The organism is Aquabacter spiritensis (assembly GCF_004346185.1).
GTDB lineage: Bacteria > Pseudomonadota > Alphaproteobacteria > Rhizobiales > Xanthobacteraceae > Aquabacter > Aquabacter spiritensis.
In genome coordinates, this window is record NZ_SMAI01000002.1 from 88,663 (window position 1) to 112,151 (window position 23,489).

The following is a 23,489-nucleotide window of genomic DNA, read 5'->3' on the forward strand; positions in this document are numbered from 1 at the left end:
CGAACAGCACCCAGTGTCGTTCTCGCGTCAATCGCTCATCACACCGCGGTGCGGCAGGGCGAACGGGGCCGACACGGCTTTGCCGGCTGTGGGAATGCCTGCAGAAACGCGGCGGATGCACGCATGGAAGGAAGCTTAAGACACGGAAAGTCCAAGATCGTTGACCACCTTCGCAAAATTGTAAGCCGGCGCGTGGATAAGTACGCTGCGGCGGTGCGGGATACCGACTGCGCTGCCTTCGCGGCGGTGCACCCGGACCTCCGAGCAAGGGGAGTGGGATGAAGGATCCGATTGCCAAGACCATCGGCTATCGCCTGACGCATACGGCCCGCCTCCAGAAGGCGCTGTCGGCGCGGCTCCTCGCGGATCTCGGCCTCTTTCCAGGACAGGAATCTGTGCTGAAGCTCCTCGTCGAGCAGGACGGGCGGACCATGGGCGACCTCGCCAGCGCGCTGCGCGTCCGGCCTCCGACCGCCTCCAAGACGATCGCCCGCCTGACCACGCAGGGGCTCGTCGAGCGTCGCGCCACCGACGGAGACGGGCGCTTGGTGCGCGTCTTCCTGACCGAAACCGGCCGTGGCCGGGGCGGCTCGATCGATCGCATCTGGGACACGCTCGAGACCGAAATGGTCGCCGGGCTCGACGGAAAAGACCGCAAGCGCCTGCGAAAACTGCTGCGCAAGGTGGAGAAGAACCTGGCTCACAGGCTGGGGACCGATGGCGGCGTGGACGACGAGCCGGAGGCGACGGAGGAGGAAGAAGAGGCGTGAGACGGGGCCGGCCCGGCGGTTTTCCGGCGGACCCGCGCATCACGCATGCGACCGCAAGGCCATATGCAAGAAAAGCGCTTTTCCCCCAGCGGCCTGCCGGGCTATGCCTGATCTAATCGATTAAGACCGCATTACGGTCAAAGAGGGGGAAACATGCCCAACGCCATCGATCTGGAAAAGCGCTGCGCCGTCGTCACCGGTGGCGCGCAAGGCATCGGCCGCGCCATCGTCGAGCGCTTCCTGACCTCGGGTGCCCAAGTCGCGATATGGGATCGGGATGCCGAGCTCGCGCGCGCGACCGCTGCCGAGCTCGGTCTCGAGCGGGTCGCTGCCGTGGAGGTCGACGTGACCGATCTCGCCGCGGTCGAGGCGGCGGCGCGCGAGACCCTGGCGGTGCTCGGCCGGATCGACATTCTGGTCAACAATGCCGGGATCTCCGGCCCGAACATCCGCCTCTGGGATTATCCGCCGGATGCCTGGGCGCAGGTGCTCGCGATCAACCTCACGGGGCCGTTCAATTGCTGCCGGGCGGTGGTGCCGACCATGATCGCGCAGAATTACGGACGCATCGTCAATGTCGCGTCGATCGCGGGCAAGGAGGGCAATCCCAACGCCTCCGCCTATTCCGCTTCGAAAGCGGGCGTCATCGCGCTCACGAAATCGCTGGGCAAGGAGCTTGCGGAGTACGACATCGCCGTGAATTGCGTGACCCCCGCCGTCGCGAAGACCGCGATCTTCGACCAGATGACCGAGGAGCACATCGCCTACATGCTCGCCAAAATTCCGCGCAGCCGTTTCGTGCGGGTCGAGGAGGTCGCGGCGACGGTGGCGTTCGCCGCTTCGGCGGAGTGCTCCTTCACCACCGGGGCGGTGTTCGACATTTCCGGCGGCCGCGCGACCTATTGAACGAGCATGCCGCCGCCCGCTGAGCCCGGCGCGGCGCCGCCGCCCACCTCCGCCTCGGTCCGCGCGGGGGGATCGACCTTTGTCGGGATCGGGCTCATGTGCCTGGCGGTGGCCTCTTTTGCAGTCACCGACGCCACCGCCAAATGGCTTTCGGGCCATACCAGCGTCTTCATGATCGTCTGGGCCCGTTACGTCGTCCATTTCGCGTTTTCACTGATCGTGTTCAATCCTTGGACCGTCCCCGGCCTTCTGCGGACGCGGCGGCCGGTCCTGCAATTGGTGCGGTCGGCGCTGCTGTTCGCGACCACTGCGCTCAATTTCTTCGCGCTCCAGTTTCTCCAGCTCGACCAGACCGTCTCGATCATGTTCTCCACCCCCTTCTTCGTCGCCCTGTTCGCGGGGCCGATGCTCGGGGAATGGGTCGGGCCGCGCCGCTGGGCGGCCATTCTGGTGGGGTTTGCCGGGATCCTTCTGGTCGCCCAGCCGGGCGAGGGCATTCACCCCGCCGCCCTGCTCTCGCTCGCGGCGGCGATCACCTATTCACTCTACGGCATCACGACCCGAATGCTGGCGCCATATGATCCCACCCCGACGACGCTGTTCTATTCGGCGCTCGTCGGCTCGATCGTTGCGACCTTGCCTTTGCCCTTCGTCTGGGAAACGCCGCACGAGCCCATGGTCTATGCCGCGATGCTCGAACTCGGCGCGGTCGCGGGGACCGGCCATTTCATGCTGATCCTGGCCCATGCCCGGGCGCCGGCGGCGACCCTTGCGCCGTTCATCTATCTGCAGATCCTCGGCATGGTGGCCTTGGGATGGCTGCTGTTCAACGACGTGCCAAGCCTCTGGACCCTGGCGGGGGCGGCGATCGTCGTCGCATCCGGCGTCTATCTCCTGCTTCAGGAGCGACGGCAGCGGGCACAGAGCGTCGTGGAATCGACCTTTTCGGAGTAACGGCGCGCCGCCGATCCCGGCAATCTCGCTTTCGTCAAAATAGCGGCTATGCTGCACGGCACAGAGTCATTCGGCAGATCCCGCGCATCATGTCTCCGCCACGCCTCCTCGTCATCGAAGGCAACACCGCCGAAGCCCGTGCCCGCCAGGTCAGTTTCGGCGGCGAAGCCGCCAGCGAGGGCTATGCGCGCCTCCTGCGCGAACTCTTCCCCGACGCGGTGACGGACATCTGCTACCCCGCCGATGCGGGCGCGAATCTGCCCGATTCCGGCGGGCTCGAAGGCTATGACGGGATCGCCATAACCGGCTCTTCGCTGAACATCTATAATCGCGATCCCGCGATCTCGCAGCAGATCGACCTGTTGCGGACCGCCTTCGCCACGGGAACGCCGGTGTTCGGCTCGTGCTGGGGGCTTCAACTCATCACGGTCGCGGCGGGCGGGGTGGTGCGCAAGAATCCGCGTGGCCGCGAGGTCGGATTCGGCCGCCGTATCCGCGTGACGCAGGACGGCGCCGGCCATCCCATGTTCGATGGCAAGCCGTCGGTGTTCGAGGCGATGACCGTGCATCTCGACGAGGTCGAAACCCTTCCAGAGGGTGCGCGCCTGCTCGCCAGCAATGATCATTCCGTGGTTCAGGCGGCCGAAGTGCCGGTCGGCAAGACCATGGCGTGGGGCGTCCAGTATCACCCGGAATATCCGTTCCGCGAGATGGCGGCGATCTTCCGCCGGCTGAGCCCGTCTCTGGTGGCGGAGGGCTTCTTTCAGGACGAGGACGAGCAGGCCGCCTATATCGCCGATCTGGAAAAGCTGGAACGCGAACCCGCAAACCATGCACTGGTCTGGCGGAACGGCGTCGACGGCGCGGTCATCTCCAAGGACCTGCGCACCCGCGAAATCCGCAATTGGGTGTACAATCAGGTCATTCCGACGCGCACCCGGCGCGGGCGGGGCTGATCCCGGTCGTGTGCCTCAGCCGGCTTTGGCCGCGAGCGCTTGCGCGACCTTCGAAGCCGGCCGCCGGTTCAGGGCGGTGGTGATCGTGCGTCCCGCGGCTGCGAGCGCGTCGAGATCCACACCCGTCGCGATCCCGAGCCCCTCCAGCATATAGACGAGGTCCTCGGTGGCGAGGTTTCCGGACGCGCCCTTGGCATAGGGACAGCCTCCGAGCCCGGCGACGGCGCTGTCCACCACCCTCACGCCGAGATCGAGGCAGGCGAGCACGTTTACGAGCGCCTGACCATAGGTGTCGTGAAAATGCACGGCCGTTCGTGCCATGCCGATCGACGCGGCCACCGCGCCTGCCATGGCTGCAGCCTTGTCCGCTGTTCCGACACCGATCGTATCGCCGAGCGAGACCTCGTAGCATCCCATGTCCGTCAGAGCCTCGGAGACCCGGACCACATCGGCGAGCGGCACGTCACCCTGATAGGGACAGCCGAGGACGCAGCTGACATAGCCGCGCACCGCAACGCCGGCCGCCTTAGCGCCCGCCATCACCGGCCGGAAGCGGTCCAGGCTCTCGGCGATGGAGCAATTGATGTTCTTCCGGCTGAAGGCTTCGGACGCGGCGGCGAAGACGGCGACTTCCTCGACGCCGCTCGCAAGTGCTGCATTAAGGCCCTTCTCGTTCGGCACGAGGACGGGGTAGCATACGCCGGGGTATCGCCGGATCGCAGCCAGAACCTCCGCCGTCTCCGCCATTTGCGGCACCCATTTCGGCGAGACGAAACTACCGCTTTCGATCACCCGCAGACCCGCCGCCCCCAGCGCATCGATGAGCGCCACTTTGGCGGCGAGAGGCACCAGGCCGGCCTCGTTCTGGAGGCCGTCACGCGGACCGACTTCGACGATACGGATTTCGCTCGGCCGGCTCACGTCGTCTCCTCCTCCAGCGCCAGAAGCTCGGCGCCCTCCTCGACCAGATCGCCGACCGCGAAGCGCACGCTCTTCACGGTGCCGGCGCGCGGCGCGGCGACGGTATGCTCCATTTTCATCGCCTCCACCACGACCAGCGCGTCGCCCTTCTCCACCGCATCGCCCGGCTCAACCGCCACACGGATGATGGTGCCCGGCATCGGCGCGACGAGGCGGCCGGCGGTCCCCGTGGCCTCGATCGATGCCTGGCGGGGATCGACATGGTCGAGGCTGCGTTCGGTGCCGGCGGCGAACACGCTCAGCCGCTGTCCGGACCGCACCACGCGCGCCCGCAGGCGCACGCCGTCGAGACGGGCGGCGAGGGTCCCGTCGGCGGTGATCGTCCCCTCGACGTCGATCGCCCCGCCGGGCAGATCCAGGCGAAAGCCGCCGGGCACGAAATGCGCCCGCACGGCGATGCGTTCCGCGCCAGCGGCGAAGGTCAGATCGACGAAGGCGGACCGATTCAGCCGCCATCCCGGTGCGAGCCCCCAGGGGGAGAAGGGATCCGCCGGGTCGGCATCCTTCGCCGACAGGCGCGCCTCGTCCAACAGCACGTGCAAAGCGGCGAGCGCGAGGGTGCGGGCCTCGACCGGAGCGGGCGGAGGGAGGAGCAGGTCGCGGTGTCGCTCGATGAAGCCCGTGTCGAGTTCCGCGGCGGCAAAGGCCGGGGCCGCGATGATCGCCTGAAGGAAGGACCGGTTGGTGGGAAGCCCGACCACCTCGGTTGCAGCGAGCGCCGCGGCGAGCCGGCCCAGCGCCTCGGCCCGGTCGGCGCCGGCGGCGATGATCTTGGCGATCATCGGGTCGTAATGGATCGATACCGAATCGCCGGCCCGGACGCCGGAATCCACCCGCACGCCGGGGATCGCGTCCGGCAGGACCAGGTGGTCGAGGCGTCCGGTCTGCGGCAGAAAGTCCCGCTCGGGATCCTCGGCATAGAGCCGAACTTCGATGGCATGGCCGGACAGGGGGATGTCGGCCTGGGCGAGGGGGAGCGGCTCCCCGCGCGCGACGCGGATCTGCCATTCCACAAGATCCTGTCCGGTGATCGCCTCGGTGACCGGATGCTCGACCTGGAGGCGCGTGTTCATCTCCATGAAGAAGAAGTCGTCGCCCTCGGAGATGAATTCCACCGTCCCGGCGCCGACATAATCGACCGCCTTGGCGGCATCGACGGCAGCGCGCGCCATGGCGGCGCGGCGCGCGGGGCTCATGCCGGGGGCGGGAGCCTCCTCAACCACCTTCTGATGGCGGCGCTGGATCGAACAGTCGCGCTCGTGGAGCGCCACCGCGTTGCCGAACCGGTCGGCGAACACTTGGATCTCGATATGGCGCGGTTGGGTGAGATATTTCTCGATCAAGACGCGGTCGTCGCCGAACGCGCTCTGTGCCTCGCGTTGGGCCGAGGCGAGGGCGGCGGCGAAATCCTCCGCCGCGCGGACCACCTTCATCCCCTTGCCGCCGCCCCCGGCCGAGGCCTTGATCAGGACCGGATAGCCGATCCTTCCGGCTTCCTCGGCGAGGAGGGCGGGATCTTGATCGGCCCCGTGATATCCCGGCACGAGGGGAACACCGGCGCGGGCCATGAGGGACTTGGCGGCGCTCTTCGACCCCATGGCGCGGATCGCCGCGGCGGGCGGGCCGACGAACAGGATGCCGGCATCCGCGCAGGCCTGCGCGAAATCGGCATTCTCGGAGAGGAAGCCGTAGCCGGGATGGATCGCATCCGCACCGCTGCGGCGGGCCGCGTCGAGAATGGCGGGAATGCGCAGATAGCTCTCGCGCGCCGGAGCAGGTCCCACCGGATAGGCTTCGTCGGCGGTTTCGGCATGGAGCGCGCGCGCATCGGCCTCGGAATAGACCGCGATGGTCTTGATGCCCATGGTGCGCGCGGTGCGCATGATCCTGACCGCGATCTCGCCGCGATTGGCGATCAGCAGCGTGCGGATAGGCCGGATCATGGCTGTCCCCATTCGGGTTTGCGCTTTTCGAGGAAGGCCGACAGGCCTTCGCGGCCGTCGCGGCTTGCGCGTTGGTCGGCGATGCGTGCCGCCGTGTCGGCGATGACGGCGGCGGACAGCGGCCGGTCGACCGCCGCGACCAGAGCCTTGGTCGCGGTCAGGGCCGCAGGACTGGCCCCGAGCAGCGCTTTCAGGTGCCGCGCGAGGGCGGCGTCGAGGTCCGCCGCCGGCACCACCTCGTGGACAAGACCCAGCGCCAGCGCGGTCTCGGCGGAGAAGCGCTCGGCGGTGAGAAAATAGCGCCGGGCCTGCCGGGCCCCCATCGCGCGTACCAGATAGGGGCTGATCACGGCGGGGATCAGCCCGATCCGCACCTCGGTCACGGCGAACACCGCTTCGGGCACCGCTACAGCGATGTCGGAGCAGGCGATGAGGCCGATCGCGCCGGCAAAGGCCGCGCCCTGAACCCGCGCGAGGGTCGGTTTGGGGCAGGTGTCGATCGCGTGCATCAGGGCGCCGAGCCGTTCCGCGTCGGCAAGATTCTCGGCATGCGAATAGCCCGCCATACGGCGCATCCAGCCGAGATCGGCCCCGGCGCAGAAGGACGGCCCCTCGGCGCGCAGGAGCACGGCGCGCACCTGCGGGTCGCGGGCGGCGCCGTCATAGGCCGACGTCAGCGCGGCGATCAGCGCGTCGTCGAAGGCGTTGTGGACCTCCGGCCGGTCGAGGGTGAGGAGGGCGACGCCGTCGGCGATCGCGACGCGCAGGCTCACATGCGGAACACGCCGAAGCGCGTCTCCCTGGCCGGGGCATTGAGGGCGGCCGACAAAGCGAGCGCGAGCACCATCCGGGTGTCGGCGGGATCGATAACCCCGTCGTCCCACAGCCGCGCGGAGGAATAATAGGGATGGCCCTGCCGCTCGTATTGCGCCTGGATCGGCGCCTTGAAGGCCGCCTCCTCCTCGTCCGACCAATCGCCGCCTCGGGTGGCAATTCCGTCGCGCTTGACCTGGGCGAGCACGTTCGCCGCCTGCTCGCCGCCCATTACCGAGATCCGGGCGTTCGGCCACATCCAGAGAAAGCGCGGGTCGAAGGCGCGTCCGCACATGCCGTAATTGCCCGCGCCGAACGAGTTTCCGATCACCACGGTGAACTTTGGCACGGCGGCGCAGGACACGGCATTGACCAGTTTCGCGCCGTCCTTGGCGATGCCGCCCGCTTCGTAGCGGCGGCCCACCATGAAGCCGGTGATGTTCTGGAGGAACACCAGGGGGATTCCGCGCTGGCAGCACAATTCCACGAAATGCGCGCCCTTCAGCGCGCTCTCCGAGAACAGGATGCCGTTATTGGCGATGATGCCGACGGGATAGCCGAAGATGCGGGCAAAGCCCGTGACGAGAGTCTGGCCGTAGAGCGGCTTGAACTCGTCGAATTCCGAACCATCGACGATGCGGGCGATGATCTGGCGCACGTCGAACGGCTTCTTCGGATCCTGCGAGACGATGCCGTAGATCTCATCGGGATCGTAGAGCGGCGGGCGCGGCGGCGCGATGTCGAGGCCGTGGGCCTTCGAGGCGTTGAGATTGGCGACGATGGTGCGGGCGATGCCGAGCGCGTGGGCGTCGTTCTCCGCCATATGGTCGGCGACCCCCGAGGTCCGGGTGTGGACGTCCGCGCCGCCCAGCTCCTCGGCCGTGACCACCTCGCCGGTCGCCGCCTTCACCAGCGGCGGGCCGCCGAGGAAGATGGTGGCCTGGTTCTTCACCATGATGGACTGGTCCGCCATGGCCGGCACATAGGCTCCCCCGGCGGTGCAGGATCCCATCACCACGGCGATCTGGGCGATCCCCTCCGCCGACATGTTGGCCTGGTTGAAGAAGATGCGGCCGAAATGCTCGCGGTCGGGGAACACCTCGTCCTGGTTCGGCAGATTGGCGCCGCCGGAATCGACGAGATAGAGGCAAGGCAGGTGGTTCTCTCTCGCGATCGCCTGGGCCCGCAGATGCTTCTTCACGGTGATGGGGAAATAAGTGCCGCCCTTCACCGTCGCATCGTTCGCCACGATCATGCATTCGCGACCCGAAACCCGTCCGATCCCGGTGATGATTCCTGCGGCCGGCACCTCGTCCTCATAAAGGCCGAAGGCGGCGAGCTGTGAAAGTTCGAGAAAGGGCGAGCCGGTATCGAGCAGGGTGCGGATGCGATCGCGCGGCAGAAGCTTTCCGCGCTTCAGATGCCGTTCGCGGGCGACGGCGCCACCGCCTTCGGCGATTCGCTCGACATGGCCGCGCAGATCCGCGACGCTCGCGGCGAGGGCCTCCCGGTTGCGCCGATAGGCGTCCGATCTCCGGTCGATGGCGTCCTCGATCGCGGCCATGCCCCTGCCTCGTCTTCCATCAGCGGAGGACCGGTCGGCTGCCGCCCGCACCGAAGGGCGCTGCCGCGCACGTCCTCTCCTCCCGTCGCCGATCCAGGCCGGCTTATAAACGACCGTACGTTTTTTTAACGCCGACGCAAGGGGCTTGATGGCGGGATGTCATGCCCGCACGCGGCGGCTCCGGACCGATGGCGCGGTCGGCGGCGCCTCAGCGGGCGCCGAAAGTTCGGCCGGCTTTGCTGCCCCACGCTCCGGCGAGGCGACCCCACCGACGACCAGGTCGGTATAGATGGCGACGAGTTCGTCCTGGGTGAGCCGGCCGTCGGGCCGGTACCACATGCAGATCCCGGTGAGCATCGAGATGATGGCGTAGGTCGAAACCTTTGGTTCGGACACACGAAACGCGCCTTCTGCCGCCCCCAGGCGCAGCGCGTCCTCCAGCATCTGCTCGTACCGCCGCCGCATCTCGATCGCGACCGCCCGATGCGGGGCGTCGAGCGACCGGATCTCCATGTTGGCGATGAAGACGTGGGCCTTGCGCGTCATGTGATAGCGCAGGTGGAAGTCGACGAAGGCCTTCAGCCGGGGCAGCGGGCCGTCGACCCCGTCCATCGCCGCCTCGGCCTTGGAAATCAGATCCTCCATATGGTCGCGCACGATGTCGAACAGGAGGCTCTGCTTGTTCTCGAAATATTTGTAGAGCGAGCCGGACTGGAGCCCGACCTCGGAAGCGAGCTGGCGCAGGCTCATCGCTTCATAGCCGTGCCGGTAAATCAGCTGAACACCCGCCTGTCGGATGGCTTTTGCCGTCCGTGCGCCATTTGAACCGATCGTGCGCGCCATCTGACTTTCGACCTGAAGGATCCTCTCGACCTGAAGGATCGGCCTTGCCTGCCCCGAGGCTCGGGTGTTGGATGGGGACCGTCGCGCCGGACGGCTTCCTAGAGTGAGCGTCCCTCGGGTCCGGCGCAAGCCGGCAAAGGCGAAAAAAGAGCCTTGACCAGCGTAAAAAAAGAACGTTCGATTGTTTCCTGAAGAAGCCCGGCGGCACGATCGGGTGGGCTCCTGCCAAAGGTGGGAGCCAATGAGGGGAGAGCCAAGCCGCCTCCCCATCGAGGGAGGAAGAGCGTGACCACCGCACTCTTGGACGTGCGTGCTATTTCGCTGCGTTTCGGCGGCCTGCGGGCTCTGAGCGAGGTGGGGTTCTCCGTGAATTCGGGGGAGCTGTTCTCGATCATCGGACCGAACGGCGCGGGCAAGACGTCGCTGCTCAACTGCATCTCCGGCCGCTATTCGCCCCAGGACGGCGAAATTCGCTTCGAGGGGCGCGATATCACGCGCCAGAAGCCGAGCAAGCGGGCCGCGATCGGCATCGGCCGCACCTTCCAGAACCTCGCTCTGTTCAGCCATATGAGCGTTCTCGACAACATCATGGTCGGACGGCACCATTTGTTGAAGAACAACCTGTTCACCGGCGCCCTCTATTGGATCGGGGGCGCCCAGAAGGAAGAGCTTCAGCACCGCCGCAAGGTCGAGGACGTCATCGACTTCCTCGATATACAGCATGTCCGTAAGGCAACCGCGGGAACGCTCTCCTACGGATTGCGCAAGCGCGTCGAACTGGCGCGCGCCGTGGCGCTGGAGCCCAAGCTGATCCTGCTCGACGAGCCCATGGCCGGCATGAACCTCGAGGAAAAGGAGGACATGGCCCGCTACATCGTCGACCTCAACGAGGAATGGGGCATGACCATCATCATGATCGAGCACGACATGGGGGTCGTCATGGACATTTCCCATCGCGTCATGGTGCTCGATTTCGGCCGGAAGATTGCCGAGGGCCTGCCCGAGGAGATCCTCGCCAATCCGCATGTGAGAAAGGCCTATCTCGGTGAAGAGGATCCGCTGCTCGAAGAGCCGGAAGCACTCTCCGCATGAGGCCCGCACGGACATCCGCCCCATGAGCGCCGCCGCTTTGCCGGACCTGAAGGTCCACGACACCTTCCCCAAGCTCCTGGCGCTTCATGCGCGCGAGCATCCGAACGACATCTGGCTGCGCGAGAAGGATCTCGGCATCTGGAATGCCTTCACCTGGAGCCAGGTGGCCGAGCGCGTGCGCCGGATCACGCTCGGCCTGGAGACGCTCGGCGTGGGGCGGGGCGACGTGGTGGCGCTGATCGGCGACAACCGCCCGGAATGGCTGATGGGCGAGATCGCCGCCCATGCCGCCGGGGGGATGAGCCTCGGCATCTATCGCGATGCGCTGGCCGACGAGGTCGCCTATCTCGTCACCTATGCCGACGTGAAGGTCGTCTTCGCCGAGGATGAGGAGCAGGTGGACAAGCTGCTCCAGCTCGAGGAGCGCATCCCGACCGTCCGCCACATCGTGTTCAGCGACCCACGCGGCCTAAGGAAATACGAAGATCCCCGTCTGATCGCCCTGAAGGATCTGGAGGAGGCCGGCGCCGCGCGCCATGCCGCCGATCCGGGGCGCTACGACGCGCTGGTCGCGTCCGGCTCGGGCGAGGAGGTGGCGATCTTGTGCACCACGTCGGGCACCACCTCGCATCCCAAGCTCGCCATGCTGACCGCGGGCGCACTGCTGCGCCATTGCCGGTCCTATCTCGACGTCGATCTTCGCGGGCCGGAGGACGAATATGTCAGTGTCCTTCAGATGCCGTGGATCATGGAGCAGATCTACGCCTTCGGGCAGGCGCTGATCTCGCGGATGAAGGTGAGCTTCGTCGAGGAGCCCGAGACCATGATGGCCGACATGCGCGAGATCGGCCCCTCCTTCATCCTCTTCGCCCCGCGGGTTTGGGAGCAGATCGCCGCCGACGTGCGGGCGCGGATGATGGACGCCTCGGCTTTGAAGCGGGCCATGTTCGCGATCGGTATGAAGCTCGGCCTGAAGGCGCTGGATGAGGGGCGACGCTCGCCTCTTGCGGACCTGATCTTGTTCCGGGCGCTGCGCGACCGGCTCGGCTTCTCGCGCCTCAAGTCGGCGGCGACCGGCGGCGCGGCCCTCGGGCCGGATACGTTCCGGTTCTTTCTCGCGCTCGGCGTGCCGATGCGCCAGCTCTATGGTCAGACCGAACTGCTCGGCGCCTATACCATTCACACCGCCAAAGACGTCGATTTCGACACGGTCGGTGTGCCGATGGCGGGGGTGGAACTGCGGATCGACGATCCCGATCCGAACGGCCTCGGCGAGATCGTGACCCGGCATCCCAATGTCTTCACCGGCTATTACCGCAATGCCGATGAGACCGCGCACGCCTTTGCAGAGGGCGGCTGGATGCGCACCGGTGACGCCGGCTTCATCGATCCGAAGGGCCATCTCGTCGTCATCGACCGGATCCGGGACATGTCGCGCACCGCCCAGGGCGATCGGTTTTCGCCGCAATATATCGAGAACAAGCTCAAATTCTCGCCCTATGTCGGCGAGGCGGTGATCCTCGGCGACGGGCGTGCGCATCTCGCCGCGATCATCTGCATCCGCTTTCCGATCGTCGCCAAATGGGCGGAAAAGAACCGCATCGCCTTCACCACCTACACCGATCTCTCGGTCAAGCCGGAGGTGATCGCGCTGCTGCGACGGGAGGTCGAGAGCGTCAATCGGAGTCTGCCGGAGAAGCAGCGCATTGCGAAATTCCTTCTTCTCTACAAAGAATTGGACGCAGACGACGGCGAACTGACACGGACCCGCAAAGTGCGGCGGGGTGTGATCAACGACCGCTATGGCGACATCATCGACGCCATGTATCGGGGCGATCCCCGGATCGACATCGACACCACGATCACCTTCCAGGACGGCACCAAGCAGCGCATCAAGACGGTGATCGACGTGGTCGATCTCGATGTCGCTCAGCCCGCTCCCGCATCGAAGCGGAGGGCGGCATGACGCGCGCCCACCATGCCGGCCTTGCCGCGCGGGAGGCGGGCTCGGCGCAGGAGCCGCAGGTCGCCTCTGCCGCTTTCATCCTCCTCCCCTCCTCTCTCTTCCGTAACCGGGACAGGGCTTTTGTGGGTGTGCCCAGATGACGTTCCAGCTTCTGCTCCAACTCACGATCAACGGGCTCATCATCGGCACGCTCTACGGCGTCGTCGGCATGTGCTTCGTGCTGATCTACAAGGCCTCGCAGGTCGTGAACTTCGCCCAGGGCGAGTTCCTGCTGATCGGCGCCTGGACCTGCTGGTGGCTGCTGACCTATTGGCAGATCCCGTTCTTCTGGGGCTTCCTGGTTTCGCTCGCCTTCATGATGCTGTTCGGCCTCGCATTGCAGATCGTGGTGCTGCGCCCGTTGATCGGCGAGCCGGTGATCTCCGTGATCATGGTCACGATCGGCCTGTCGATCTTCTTCCAGGCCCTGATGAAATGGATGTTCGGCACGTTCGCCCAGCCGTTCCCGCCGATCTTCTCGGTGCAGAAGGTGGACGTGTTCGGCCTCCAGGTGCAGACCGCCTATCTGATGTCGACCGGCGTCAGCCTCGCCATCATGGCCGGCTTCGCTTGGTTCTTCAAATATTCGCGCATGGGTCTCGCGATGCGCGCCACCGCCTTCAATCAGCAGGTGGCGCAGTCGCTCGGCATCTCGGTGCGCCAGGTGTTCGCTTTGTCCTGGGGGATCTCGGCGGCGGTTTCGGCGGTCGCCGGGGTGGTGGTCGGCATCGTCAATGGCGTGTCCTCCGCGCTCTCCTTCTTCGGCATCAAGGTGTTTCCGGCCGTAATTCTGGGCGGGCTCGACAGCGTCCTCGGCGCGGTGGTCGGCGGGCTCATCATCGGCCTGCTGGAGAACCTCGCCCATTATGTCGACAGCCAATTCCTCAAATGGGGCAATCTCTACGAGATCGTCCCGTTCTACGTCCTGATCATCATCCTGATGATCAAGCCCTACGGGCTGTTCGGCACCCGCGACATCGAGAGAGTGTGACGCCGTGGCCATGGACACCCTTCGCCCCTGCGGCGACTTCCGCAGCTCCTACGGGGCAGATCAGACGATCTTCACGACGCGGCTGACGCTCGCCTTTCTGATCGGCGGCATCGCGCTGCTCGCGCTCGCGCCGCTGTTCCTGTCGAACTATTTTCTGAGCTTGCTGATCCAGATCGGCTATCTCGGCATCGCCGCGCTCGGCCTCAACATCCTGGTCGGTTTTTCCGGCCAGATCTCCATCGGACATGCGGTGTTCTATGGCTTCGGCGGCTTCGCCTCGGTGTTTCTCGCCGAACATGGCGTGCCCGTGCCGATCGCGATCGTCCTGGCGGGGTTGTGGACCACCGCCGTCGGCCTGTTGTTCGGCATCCCGGCGGCGCGGGTGAAAGGCCTCTATCTCGCCATCGCCACCCTGGCGGCCCAGTTCATCCTTCAGGACTTCTTCGTCCGCGCGGAATGGTTCACCGGCGGCACCCACGGCGCGATCGCTCCGCCGTTCGAAATCTTCGGCTACGACATGTCGGGCGATCAGCGTTATTTCTATGTCGTGCTGGTGTTCGTCGTGGTGATGTATCTGTTCGCCACCAATCTGATGCGCACGCGCGACGGGCGGGCGCTGATCGCGGTGCGCGATCATTATCTCTCGGCCGAGATGATGGGGGTCAATCTTACCAAATACAGGACCATGGCGTTCGGCATCTCGTCCTTCTATGCCGGCATCGGCGGCGCCCTCTATGCCCATTATATCGGCTACATGTCGGTGGAGGGCCTCGACATTCTGTTCTCCATCCAGTTCCTCGCGATGATCATCATCGGCGGGCTCGGCTCGGTCATGGGCTCGCTGCTCGGCACCATCTTCATGGTGCTGCTGCCGGAGATGACCGGTGCGCTCGCCTCCGCGCTCCAGGGCAGCGCGATCGACAAGGCGCTGCATCTGAAGGACGGCATCACCTATATGCGCGAAATGCTGATCGGCGCGGTGATCATCCTGTTCCTGATCTTCGAACCGGACGGCCTCGCCCACCGCTGGCGTCAGATCAAGGCCTATTGGAAGCTCTATCCCTTCTCGTATTGACCCGAGATACAACCAAGACCCAAGGCGGCATAAGACCGCCCGCGAACGACAAACGGAAACACAAGGAGAGATCGATGAAGACGCTCGCATTATCCCTGGTCTCGGCGCTCGCGCTCACGGTCGCGTCGCCGGCCATGGCCCAGTCGATCAATATCGGCCACCTCGCCGACTATTCCGGCGGCACCTCGGACGTGGGCCAGCCCTACGGACAGGGCGTCCAGGACACCATCGCCTGGATCAACAAGAATGGCGGCGTGGCCGGAAAGCAGATCAATTCCGACTTCACCGAATATGGCTACCAGGTGCCGCGCGCCCTCGCCGCGTTCAAGAAATGGGTCGGCAGCGACAAGGTCGTCGCGATCCAGGGCTGGGGCACCGCCGACACCGAAGCGCTGGTCGGCATGGTGACGAAAGAGGAGATTCCCTATTATTCGGGCTCCTATTCCGCCTCGCTCACCGATCCCAAGGGCAAGGTGAATGCCAAGAGCGAGCGCTCGGCGCCGTTCAACTTCTTCTACGGCCCGTCTTATTCCGACGCCGCCCGCGCCATGGTGCAATGGGCCGCCGACGACTGGAAGAAGAAGGGCGGCCAGGGCAAGCCCAAATGGGTCCATATGGGCGCCAACCACCCTTATCCCAACTCACCCAAAGCGGCGGCGGAAGCCTATGCCAAGGACCTCGGCTTCGACGTGCTCGATCCGATCACCTTCGCTTTGACGCCGGGCGATTACACCGCCCAATGCCTGACGCTGAAACAGTCCGGGGCGAACTACGCCTATCTCGGCAACACCGCCGGCTCGAATATCTCGGTGCTGAAGGCGTGCGAGACGGCGGGCGTGAAGGTGCAGTTCCTCGGCAATGTGTGGGGTATGGACGAGAATGCCGCCAAGGCCGCGGGCTCGGCCGCCAATGGCGTGGTGTTCCCGGTGCGCACCGCCGTCACCTGGTCCGGCACCGCGCCGGGGATGACGACCTTCAAGGACATCTCCAAGATGTCCGATCCGAGCGGCAATACCTATCGCCCGGTGCACTACATGGCGGCGATCTGCACGGTGCTCTACATGAAGGAGGCCATGGACTGGGCCGACAAGAATGGCGGCGTGACCGGCGTCAAGATTCGCGACGGCATGTATCAGAAGGCCAATTGGGTGCCGAAGGGCACCGAGGGCGTGTGCAACCCCTCGACCTGGACCGCGACCGACCATCGGCCGACCACCATGGTCGATCTCTACCGCTCGGTGGTGAGCGGCCCGACGGACGCGCCGCTCGCCGAATTGGTCAAGAACGGCACCATCAAGCTCGAAAAGGTCGCGACCATCGAGCTGCCCCGCAAGACCGAGCTGCAGGGCTGGTGACCCGGCGCGACGGCCCCCTTCCTCTGCATGCGGAAGAAGGGCTTGTCGGGCCTTAGGAATTTCCCTTCGCCCTTCCCCGTACGCGGGGCGGGGCCATCGCCCGGAGCGAGGCCGCCATGGCAGATGCCGCACTGAAGATCGACCGCGAGGCGGCGCCGCTCGGCGCGCCCGAGCCGGCGCCCATGCTGGCGGTGAACAATATCGAGGTGGTCTATAACGACGTCATCCTGGTGCTGCGGGGGCTGTCTCTGAAGGTCCCGCAGGGCCAGATCGTCGCGCTGCTCGGCTCCAACGGGGCGGGTAAGTCCACGACGCTAAAGGCGATTTCCGGCCTCCTGAAATCCGAGGACGGCGTGATCACCCGGGGCGACGTCACCTTTCTCGGCGAGCGCATCAACGGCGTTTCGCCCGACCAGATCGTCCGGCGGGGCATCTTCCAGGTGATGGAGGGACGCCGCATCATCGCCGACATGACGGTAATGGAAAACCTGAGATTAGGGGCGTTCATACGCCGTGACAACGACATCAAAAACGATATCGAGCGTGTTTACGCGTATTTTCCGCGGCTGAAGGAGCGCACCGGTCTCGCCGGCTATCTCTCCGGCGGCGAGCAGCAGATGCTGGCCATCGGCCGGGCGATGATGGCGCGGCCCAAACTGATCCTGATGGACGAGCCCTCGATGGGCCTGTCGCCGCTCCTGGTCAAGGAAGTGTTCGGCATCATCCGCCAGCTCAACCGCGACCTCGGCGTCACCATCCTGCTGGTGGAGCAGAATGCCCGCGTCGCGCTCTCGGTGGCGGACAGCGGCTATATCATGGAGCAGGGCAAGATCGTGCTCGACGGCACCGCCGCCCACCTCGCAGCGAACGAGGACGTGAAGGAATTCTATCTCGGCCAGGGCGGCGGCGAGGCGCGCAAATCGTTCAAGAACCTCAAATCCTTCAAGCGCCGCAAAAGGTGGCTGTGACGGCGGCGGGACGGGAGCCAGCGAGATGACCGAGGCGAGCCGCTATTACGACGCCTGCGAGACCCGCGATCCGGCCCGGCGCGAGGCGGCGCTGATGGAGGCGCTTCCGGCGCAGGTCGCCACCGCCAAGGCCCGCTCGGCCTATTTCGCCGAACTCCTCAAGGATTTCGACGCCGCCGCGGTGGACAGCCGCGCGGCCTTGGCGCGGCTTCCCGTCACCCGCAAGTCCGATTTGCCGGCTTTGCAGCCGAAACATCCGCCGTTCGGCGGGCTCAACGGCACCCGGCCCGGCCAGCTCGCCCGGATCTTCATGTCGCCCGGGCCGATCTATGATCCCGAAGGCCGGCGGCCGGACTATTGGCGTTTCGCCCGGGCGCTCTATGCCGCCGGGTTCCGCGCCGGCGAGATCGTCCACAATTGCTTCTCCTACCATCTGACGCCGGCCGGCTCGATGATCGAATCGGGCGCCCATGCGCTGGGCTGCGCCGTGGTGCCGGCGGGGGTCGGGCAGACCGACCTGCAATTGCGCGCCATCGCCGACATCCGGCCGGACGGCTATGGCGGCACGCCGTCCTTCCTGAAGATCCTGGTCGACAAGGCGCAGGCCGACGGCACCGACATATCCAGCCTCAAGAAGGCGCTGGTGACGGGCGAGGCCTTCCTGCCGCCGCACCGGGCGGCGCTGCGCGAGGCCGGCATCGTCGCCCGCCAGTGCTACGGCTCGGCCGATCTCGGTCTGGTGGCCTATGAGAGCGAGGCGGAAGAGGGGATGATCCTCGACGAGGACGTGATCGTCGAGATTCTCCGACCGGGCACCGGAGATCCGGTCGAGACGGAGGGCGAGGTCGGCGAGGTCGTGGTGACGCTGCTCGAGGGCGATTATCCCCTCATCCGCTTCGCCACCGGCGACCTGTCGGCGGTCCTGCCCGGCCTCAGCCCCTGCGGGCGCACCAACACAAGGCTGCGCGGCTGGCTCGGCCGGGCCGACCAGATCACCAAGATCCGCGGCATGTTCGTGCATCCGGTCCAGGTGGCGGCCGCCGTGAAGAAGCACCCGGCGGTCGTCCGCGCGCGGCTGGTCGTCACGCGGGCCGACGGCGCCGACGACATGCTGCTCGAAGTGGAGGCGGCGGACCCGGCCGGGCTGTCGCAGGACGCGCTGCTGGAGGATCTGCGCGCCGCCACCAAGTTGCGCGGCCGCCTCGCTCTGGTCGCCCCCGGCACGCTCCCCGCCGACGCCAAGACCATCGAGGACCGCCGGCCGCTGGACTGAGCGGCGGCGCGGCTCGCGCGGCGCGGCTCAGGCCAGAGAAACCCGCGTCCCGGCCATGACGGCCGAGGTCACCGGATCCGGCCCAAAAGAAAGGGCCGATCGTGGGATCGGCCCTTTGGGATCGGACGGGACCAGGTCCGGGGCATCGCCTGTTCGGCGCGCCGGCTCACTGCGCCGGTTTGGGATCGGCGGTCGGAGAACCTGCCGGTGCGGCCGGCTGGGGCGCTTCGGGAACCTTCTCGGCCGGGGCGTCCGAAGGCTTGGCGGGGTCGCCGCCCGGCGGCTTGGCTTCGGCGCCCGCGGGGGCGGCCGGCGAAGCCGCGGCGGTCGCCGTCGGCAGCGGCTTGGGATTGTGCGAGAGCGAATTGAGATAGGCGATCAAATCGGCCCGCTCCATCTCCTTGGGAATTCCGGCGAACGCCATGGCGGTGCCCGGAATGTCGGCCTTGGGATTGGTCAGGAAGGTGTTGAGCGCCTGCGGCGTCCAGTCGCCGCCCTTGGCCTTCATCGCGGCGGAATAAGCGAAGCCCGCAACCCCCGCGACGGGACGGTCGACCACGCCATAAAGGTCGGGTCCGACCTTGGCGCCCGCGCCCTCCTGGAAATTGTGGCAGGAGCCGCAGCGTTTGGCGATGTTGGCGCCCTTCTCGATCGACGCCTTGGCGAACAATTCCTCGATCGGAACGCTCACGGGAGCGGCGACCTGGGCCTCGGAGGGACCGTCCGGCACCGCGATCTCGTAACCCGGCTTGGCCGGAGCCTCCGGAGCGAAGAGGATCTCTGAAACGATGCCGAGGCCGAGCGTGAGCGTCAGGGTGCCGAGCACCGCGCCCGCGATTTTGTTCAATTCAAAACTGTCCATCGGCGCTTCGCTCCTCGGAGCCCCAATTTTCCACTCTTGCAGCGCGAAATCCAGCGCCGGCGCGCCGCACGCGGGGCACGACCGGTCGGACACTAATCATTTTGCCCAAGCCCGCGCAACCCGTCGGGGGCGCGCCCCAATGCCACGGATCCTGACCCGCGCGGCGCGGCCGGACGCAGGCATGTGGACTTTGCCGGCGTGAGGGTGGATATGCGTCGCGCGACACAAGGATCAGGAACAAATGAGCCGCCGTATCGTGTTCCAGGGCGAGCCGGGCGCCAATTCTCATATCGCCTGCCGCGAGGCCTATCCCGACCACGAGGTGGTGCCGTGCGCGACCTTCGAGGACTGCTTCGCCGCGGTCGAGGGCGGGACGGCGGACCTCGCCATGATCCCGATCGAAAATTCGGTCGCCGGGCGCGTGGCCGATATCCACCATCTGCTGCCGCGCGCCAGCCTGTCGATCATCGCCGAACATTTCCTGCCGCTGTCGCACCAGCTCATGGCGATTCGCGGCGCGAGCCTCGCCACGATCCGCACCGCGCAGAGCCATGTCATGGCGCTCGGCCAGTGCCGCAAGGCGATGCGCACGCTCGGCCTCGCCCCGGTGATCGGGGCGGACACCGCCGGCTCGGCGCGCGAAATCGCCGAGGCGGGCGATCCGACCCGCGCCGCGATCGCCTCGCGCCTCGCCGCCGAACTCTACGGCCTCGACATCCTGGCCGAGAATATCGAGGATGAGAGCCACAATACGACGCGCTTCGTGATCCTCGCCAAGGACGGCGACTGGGCGCCGGCGGGCAACGGCCCGGTCGTCACCAGCTTCGTGTTCCGGGTCCGCAACGTGCCGGCCGCGCTCTACAAGGCGCTCGGCGGCTTCGCCACAAACGGCGTCAACATGACCAAGCTGGAATCCTACCAGATGGACGGCGCCTTCACCGCCACGCAATTCTATGCCGACGTCGACGGCCATCCCGACGACCGGGGGCTGAAATTCGCCCTGGAGGAGCTGGCCTTCTTCTCGCGCGAGCTGCGCATTCTCGGCGTCTATCCCGCGCACGCCTATCGCCTCGGCCTCGCCGAGGCCTGAGCCCGGCGCGGCCCGGCCCGCGTCGCCCGGCTCGCGTCGCCCGGCGCCGGTCAGTGGTCGAAGCGCAGCGCGATCCGGGCGCGGGCGCCGAGGCGGCCGAACGTGACGCGGTCGCCGAGCCGCGTCAGCATATAGGCGGCGAAGGCCGCGACCTCCTTCGCGTCGCCGAGCAGCGCGTCCGGCGAGGGCCGCTCCTTGGGCGCCTCCAGGACTTCGCCCTGATAGAGGATGAAGACGTCGAGATGGGTCTCGTCGAACCGGGCGCGCAGCTCCACCGGGCCGGCGGCGAGTTCGGTGTCGAGCACGATTTCGAGCGCCTGCGCGGCGACCGGGATCGCGGCGGCGATGACGTCGCGGCGCGCGCCCCAGAGCCCGCCCTGGATTTCAAGGAAGTCCTGCACCGCCAGGAAGGCGTTCTCCCCTGCCTGCACCGTGCGCGTGCTCTCCCGCGAGATGCCGATCCGGAACAGCAGGTTCAGCAGGATGGCGAGGCAGGCCGAGACGGTCAGCGGGGTAGAGAACAAAGGCTGCGCCCAGCCGGGCAATTGATCGTAGATCGGCAGCAGGGCCACGGACAGGCCCGCCAGCATGGACAGACCGACCAGGAAGACGCGCCGTTCGCTGAGCCGCCGCGAGAGAATGAGGTCCATCCCCGCGACCAGAAGATAGGAGGCGGTGTAGAGCAGGATGCCGCCGATCACCGGGGAGGGAATGAGGGTCAGGGCGACGATCGCCTTGGGGAAGAAGGCGGTGGCGAACAGCAGGATCCCGGCGACGATGCCGATGATGCGCGCGGTCGCCCCCGAAGCGAAGGCGAGGCCGACCGCCGAGGAGGACAGGCTCGACTGGAAGCCGGTGGTCAGCCCGTTCAGGATGTTTCCGATTCCCAGCGCCTTGACCGCCCGCTCGGCCGCCGCCATGTCGGCCCGGCGCCAGTCCGCATCGTTCATCTTTTCCAGCGACAGCGTCGTGCTCAGCACGTCCACAATGCTCATGAGCACCATCAGGCCCATCAGCGGCAGCAGGCTGGCATCGAGCCGCAGCGCCGGCAGCGCAAGGCTCGGCAGGGCCACGGTATCGACCTCGGCGAGCACGGCCGAGCTGCCGGTCTCGCCGGTGAAGGCGGCGACGATCCAGCCGGTGGCGGCTCCGGCGAGCACCGCGAACAGTTTCAGGCGCCGCGGCGCGAACACCGTGACCCCGACAATGACGCACAGGGTGACGGCGGCGACCGAGAAGGCTGCCCCCGAAACCGCCGTCTCGGCCCCGTCCATCCCGAGCGCCCGGCGCAGAGCGGGGGCGGCGAGCGAGACCCCCAGCATCGATACGGCGACGCCGCACACTTCCGGCGGCAACAGGATCCGAAGCGGGCGGACCACCCGCGCCAGGACGAGCTGGCAGAGGCCGGTGAGCACGAGATGCGCCGCCATCAAGGCGGGTCCGCCCAAGGTCATGGCGGTGACGGCGAGCGGGATGGCGCCGGGGGAGGGGACGTGGACCGCCAGATAGCCGCTGCCGAATCGCGTGCGGGCGCATTGGACGATGGTGGCGAGGCCGATGCAGAGCGTAGTCGCGGTGAGGATCGACTGGGTCGCCGCCGGCGAGAGGCCGGCCTCGGTCGCCGCCACCAGAGGGTAGAGCAGATAGGTCAAGGCCAGCATGGCATGCTGGGCGGCGAGCGGGATCAAAGCCGAAGGCGGAACCGTGTCGTCGAGCGCGTAGAGAAGGTCGGGGGGGCGGCGTGGCGGGCGGAGCGGACCGGGCGGCGGCCCGAGAAGCCGGCGCATCCAGCGCGGCATCCTGCGTCCGCGCCCCGCCGGGCTGCGCCGTTTTCCCGCTCTTGCCCACTCGTCCAAATGCCGTTCTCCGCCGCCCCGCCGCTCCGCCGCTCCGCCGCCCCGCCGCTCCGCCGCTCCGCCGCTCCGCCGAACCGTTCGGCTCCATACTGGCGCATTTGGCCCCGGTTTGCAGCGGGGTGGGGCGGCGGTTCCGATCCAGCCCCGCTCCCGCGCGAGACAACGATTTTCCGACCCGATCCGATCCCGGATCAGGCCCGCTCGCGGCGCGCGCCGGCCGGCGGGTGCGCTCCGGCGACGAAGGCCCGGATGAGGTGGTGCGCGATCGCCACCGGCGGCGGGGTGAACAGGCCCTCGGGATGGGTGCGCGCGAGCATCAGCGCCACCTCGGACCGGTCGAACCAGCGGGCATCCTCGAGTTCGCTGCGGTCGACGACGATGTCGTCGCCGAGTGCCTCGGCCTGGCAGCCGATCATCAGCGACATGGGGAATGGCCAGGGCTGGGAGGCGAGATAGGAGACCGCCCCGGTCTCGATCCCGGATTCCTCGAGCAGCTCGCGGCGCACCGCCTCCTCGACGGTCTCGCCGGGCTCGACGAAGCCGGCGAGCGCCGACCACATGCCCGGGGCGAAATGCGCCTGCCGGCCGAGCAGGCAGCGCGCGCCGCGGGAGCTGAGCATGATCACGACCGGGTCGGTGCGGGGAAAGTGCTGCGCCCCGCAAGCGGTGCAGTCGCGCCGCCAGCCGCCTTCGATGATGCGCGTCTCGGTGCCGCAATTGGCGCAGAAGCGGTGCCGCAAATGCCAGGTGCCGAGCGCCTTGCCGCAGGCGAGGGGGCCGAGATGCTCGGGCCCGAACAGCCCCGCGACGGCGGTCGAGCGCAGATCGGAGACAAAGAATCCGGCGGCCTCCATCTCCTCGCGCCGGGCGGGATCGAACCTTGCGGCGAAGCGCGGCGCACCGTCGCTGAGGCCGAGAAACAGCGGCATCCCGCCGCCCAGCGCCGCCACCGCGGCGGCGTCGAACAGCGGGTCGAGCGCCGCGCCGCGCCGCTGCGCCGCCACCAATTCGCCGCCCCAGAGATAGGTCCGCGCGTCCGGCCGGGCGGCGAGCGCCTCGGCCTCGCCCCGGCGGTTGGCCGCCCGGTCGAGCGGGCTGTCGACATAGCCGAGGGCCGGCCAGGGGCCGAGATCGGGAATCGGGTCGGAGGTCATGGGGGGCGCCTGAGGCGGATGGAGAGCTTCCGGACGGT

The 23,489-nt window shown here is 67.2% G+C and carries 20 protein-coding genes; 12 read left to right on the forward strand and 8 right to left on the reverse strand.

The window, feature by feature from the left end; all coding sequences use genetic code 11:
• The first annotated feature begins 278 nt into the window (after window positions 1-278).
• The 4 genes from EDC64_RS04675 (at window position 279) to EDC64_RS04690 (ending at window position 3,586) form a co-directional block, all read left to right on the forward strand.
• Window positions 279-770, forward strand: a complete 492-nt coding sequence (locus tag EDC64_RS04675) for a MarR family winged helix-turn-helix transcriptional regulator (protein ID WP_132030099.1) — start codon at window positions 279-281, stop codon at window positions 768-770.
• Window positions 771-923: 153 nt separating this feature from the next.
• The gene (locus EDC64_RS04680) at window positions 924-1,676 is read left to right on the forward strand and encodes an SDR family NAD(P)-dependent oxidoreductase (RefSeq protein WP_132030100.1); all 753 of its coding nucleotides are present in this window, start codon (window positions 924-926) and stop codon (window positions 1,674-1,676) included.
• A gap of 6 nt (window positions 1,677-1,682) precedes the next feature.
• Window positions 1,683-2,630, forward strand: coding sequence for a DMT family transporter (locus tag EDC64_RS04685; protein WP_132030101.1), 948 nt, complete (start codon window positions 1,683-1,685; stop codon window positions 2,628-2,630).
• 89 nt (window positions 2,631-2,719) lie between these two features.
• Window positions 2,720-3,586, forward strand: a complete 867-nt coding sequence (locus tag EDC64_RS04690) for a type 1 glutamine amidotransferase (RefSeq protein ID WP_132030102.1) — start codon at window positions 2,720-2,722, stop codon at window positions 3,584-3,586.
• A 15-nt stretch (window positions 3,587-3,601) separates the two neighbouring features.
• Here the strand turns inward: EDC64_RS04690 and EDC64_RS04695 are convergent, their stop codons facing one another.
• The 5 genes from EDC64_RS04695 to EDC64_RS04715 form a co-directional block, all read right to left on the reverse strand.
• On the reverse strand, window positions 3,602-4,507 hold the full coding sequence (locus tag EDC64_RS04695) for a hydroxymethylglutaryl-CoA lyase (RefSeq protein WP_132030103.1): 906 nt from the start codon (window positions 4,505-4,507) through the stop codon (window positions 3,602-3,604).
• A complete protein-coding gene (locus tag EDC64_RS04700) occupies window positions 4,504-6,510 on the reverse strand; it encodes an acetyl-CoA carboxylase biotin carboxylase subunit (protein WP_132030104.1) in 2,007 nt (668 codons plus the stop codon). Before EDC64_RS04700 ends, EDC64_RS04695 begins: the two co-directional genes overlap by 4 nt.
• Window positions 6,507-7,283 (reverse strand): enoyl-CoA hydratase-related protein, encoded by a 777-nt coding sequence (locus EDC64_RS04705; protein WP_132030105.1) that lies wholly within the window; start codon window positions 7,281-7,283, stop codon window positions 6,507-6,509. Before EDC64_RS04705 ends, EDC64_RS04700 begins: the two co-directional genes overlap by 4 nt.
• Entirely contained in the window at window positions 7,280-8,887 is a 1,608-nt protein-coding gene (locus EDC64_RS04710) for a carboxyl transferase domain-containing protein (RefSeq protein ID WP_132030106.1), read from the reverse strand. The genes EDC64_RS04705 and EDC64_RS04710 overlap by 4 nt, the downstream gene beginning before the upstream one ends.
• A gap of 159 nt (window positions 8,888-9,046) precedes the next feature.
• On the reverse strand, window positions 9,047-9,730 hold the full coding sequence (locus tag EDC64_RS04715) for a TetR/AcrR family transcriptional regulator (protein WP_132030107.1): 684 nt from the start codon (window positions 9,728-9,730) through the stop codon (window positions 9,047-9,049).
• Window positions 9,731-10,015: 285 nt separating this feature from the next.
• Here EDC64_RS04715 and EDC64_RS04720 point away from each other — a divergent pair, with 285 nt between their 5' ends.
• The 7 genes from EDC64_RS04720 (at window position 10,016) to EDC64_RS04750 (ending at window position 18,489) form a co-directional block, all read left to right on the forward strand.
• The gene (locus tag EDC64_RS04720; protein WP_245504539.1) at window positions 10,016-10,822 is read left to right on the forward strand and encodes an ABC transporter ATP-binding protein; all 807 of its coding nucleotides are present in this window, start codon (window positions 10,016-10,018) and stop codon (window positions 10,820-10,822) included.
• Window positions 10,823-10,844: 22 nt separating this feature from the next.
• Window positions 10,845-12,788: a long-chain fatty acid--CoA ligase gene (locus tag EDC64_RS04725; protein WP_132030108.1), complete on the forward strand. Its 1,944-nt coding sequence runs from the start codon at window positions 10,845-10,847 to the stop codon at window positions 12,786-12,788.
• A gap of 136 nt (window positions 12,789-12,924) precedes the next feature.
• On the forward strand, window positions 12,925-13,818 hold the full coding sequence (locus EDC64_RS04730) for a branched-chain amino acid ABC transporter permease (protein WP_132030109.1): 894 nt from the start codon (window positions 12,925-12,927) through the stop codon (window positions 13,816-13,818).
• Window positions 13,819-13,822: 4 nt separating this feature from the next.
• Window positions 13,823-14,893, forward strand: coding sequence for a branched-chain amino acid ABC transporter permease (locus EDC64_RS04735; RefSeq protein WP_132030110.1), 1,071 nt, complete (start codon window positions 13,823-13,825; stop codon window positions 14,891-14,893).
• A 74-nt stretch (window positions 14,894-14,967) separates the two neighbouring features.
• Entirely contained in the window at window positions 14,968-16,248 is a 1,281-nt protein-coding gene (locus tag EDC64_RS04740; RefSeq protein ID WP_132030111.1) for an ABC transporter substrate-binding protein, read from the forward strand.
• Between the two features lie 116 nt (window positions 16,249-16,364).
• Window positions 16,365-17,216 carry an ABC transporter ATP-binding protein gene (locus tag EDC64_RS04745; RefSeq protein ID WP_132030112.1) on the forward strand — a complete coding sequence of 284 codons (852 nt, stop codon included), beginning with the start codon at window positions 16,365-16,367 and terminating at the stop codon, window positions 17,214-17,216.
• A gap of 25 nt (window positions 17,217-17,241) precedes the next feature.
• Window positions 17,242-18,489: a phenylacetate--CoA ligase family protein gene (locus tag EDC64_RS04750; protein WP_132030113.1), complete on the forward strand. Its 1,248-nt coding sequence runs from the start codon at window positions 17,242-17,244 to the stop codon at window positions 18,487-18,489.
• A gap of 166 nt (window positions 18,490-18,655) precedes the next feature.
• Here EDC64_RS04750 and EDC64_RS04755 read toward each other — a convergent pair whose 3' ends face one another.
• Window positions 18,656-19,351, reverse strand: a complete 696-nt coding sequence (locus EDC64_RS04755; RefSeq protein ID WP_132030114.1) for a c-type cytochrome — start codon at window positions 19,349-19,351, stop codon at window positions 18,656-18,658.
• A gap of 241 nt (window positions 19,352-19,592) precedes the next feature.
• On the opposite strand from EDC64_RS04755, the gene EDC64_RS04760 reads away from it, so the two are divergent.
• The gene (locus EDC64_RS04760) at window positions 19,593-20,441 is read left to right on the forward strand and encodes a prephenate dehydratase (protein ID WP_132030115.1); all 849 of its coding nucleotides are present in this window, start codon (window positions 19,593-19,595) and stop codon (window positions 20,439-20,441) included.
• 50 nt (window positions 20,442-20,491) lie between these two features.
• Here EDC64_RS04760 and EDC64_RS04765 read toward each other — a convergent pair whose 3' ends face one another.
• Together EDC64_RS04765 and nudC are read right to left on the reverse strand one after the other, a co-directional pair.
• Entirely contained in the window at window positions 20,492-22,228 is a 1,737-nt protein-coding gene (locus tag EDC64_RS04765; protein ID WP_165933639.1) for a uracil-xanthine permease family protein, read from the reverse strand.
• Window positions 22,229-22,488: 260 nt separating this feature from the next.
• On the reverse strand, window positions 22,489-23,451 hold the full coding sequence (gene nudC / locus EDC64_RS04770) for an NAD(+) diphosphatase (RefSeq protein WP_132030117.1): 963 nt from the start codon (window positions 23,449-23,451) through the stop codon (window positions 22,489-22,491).
• Between the last annotated feature and the right edge of the window lie 38 nt (window positions 23,452-23,489).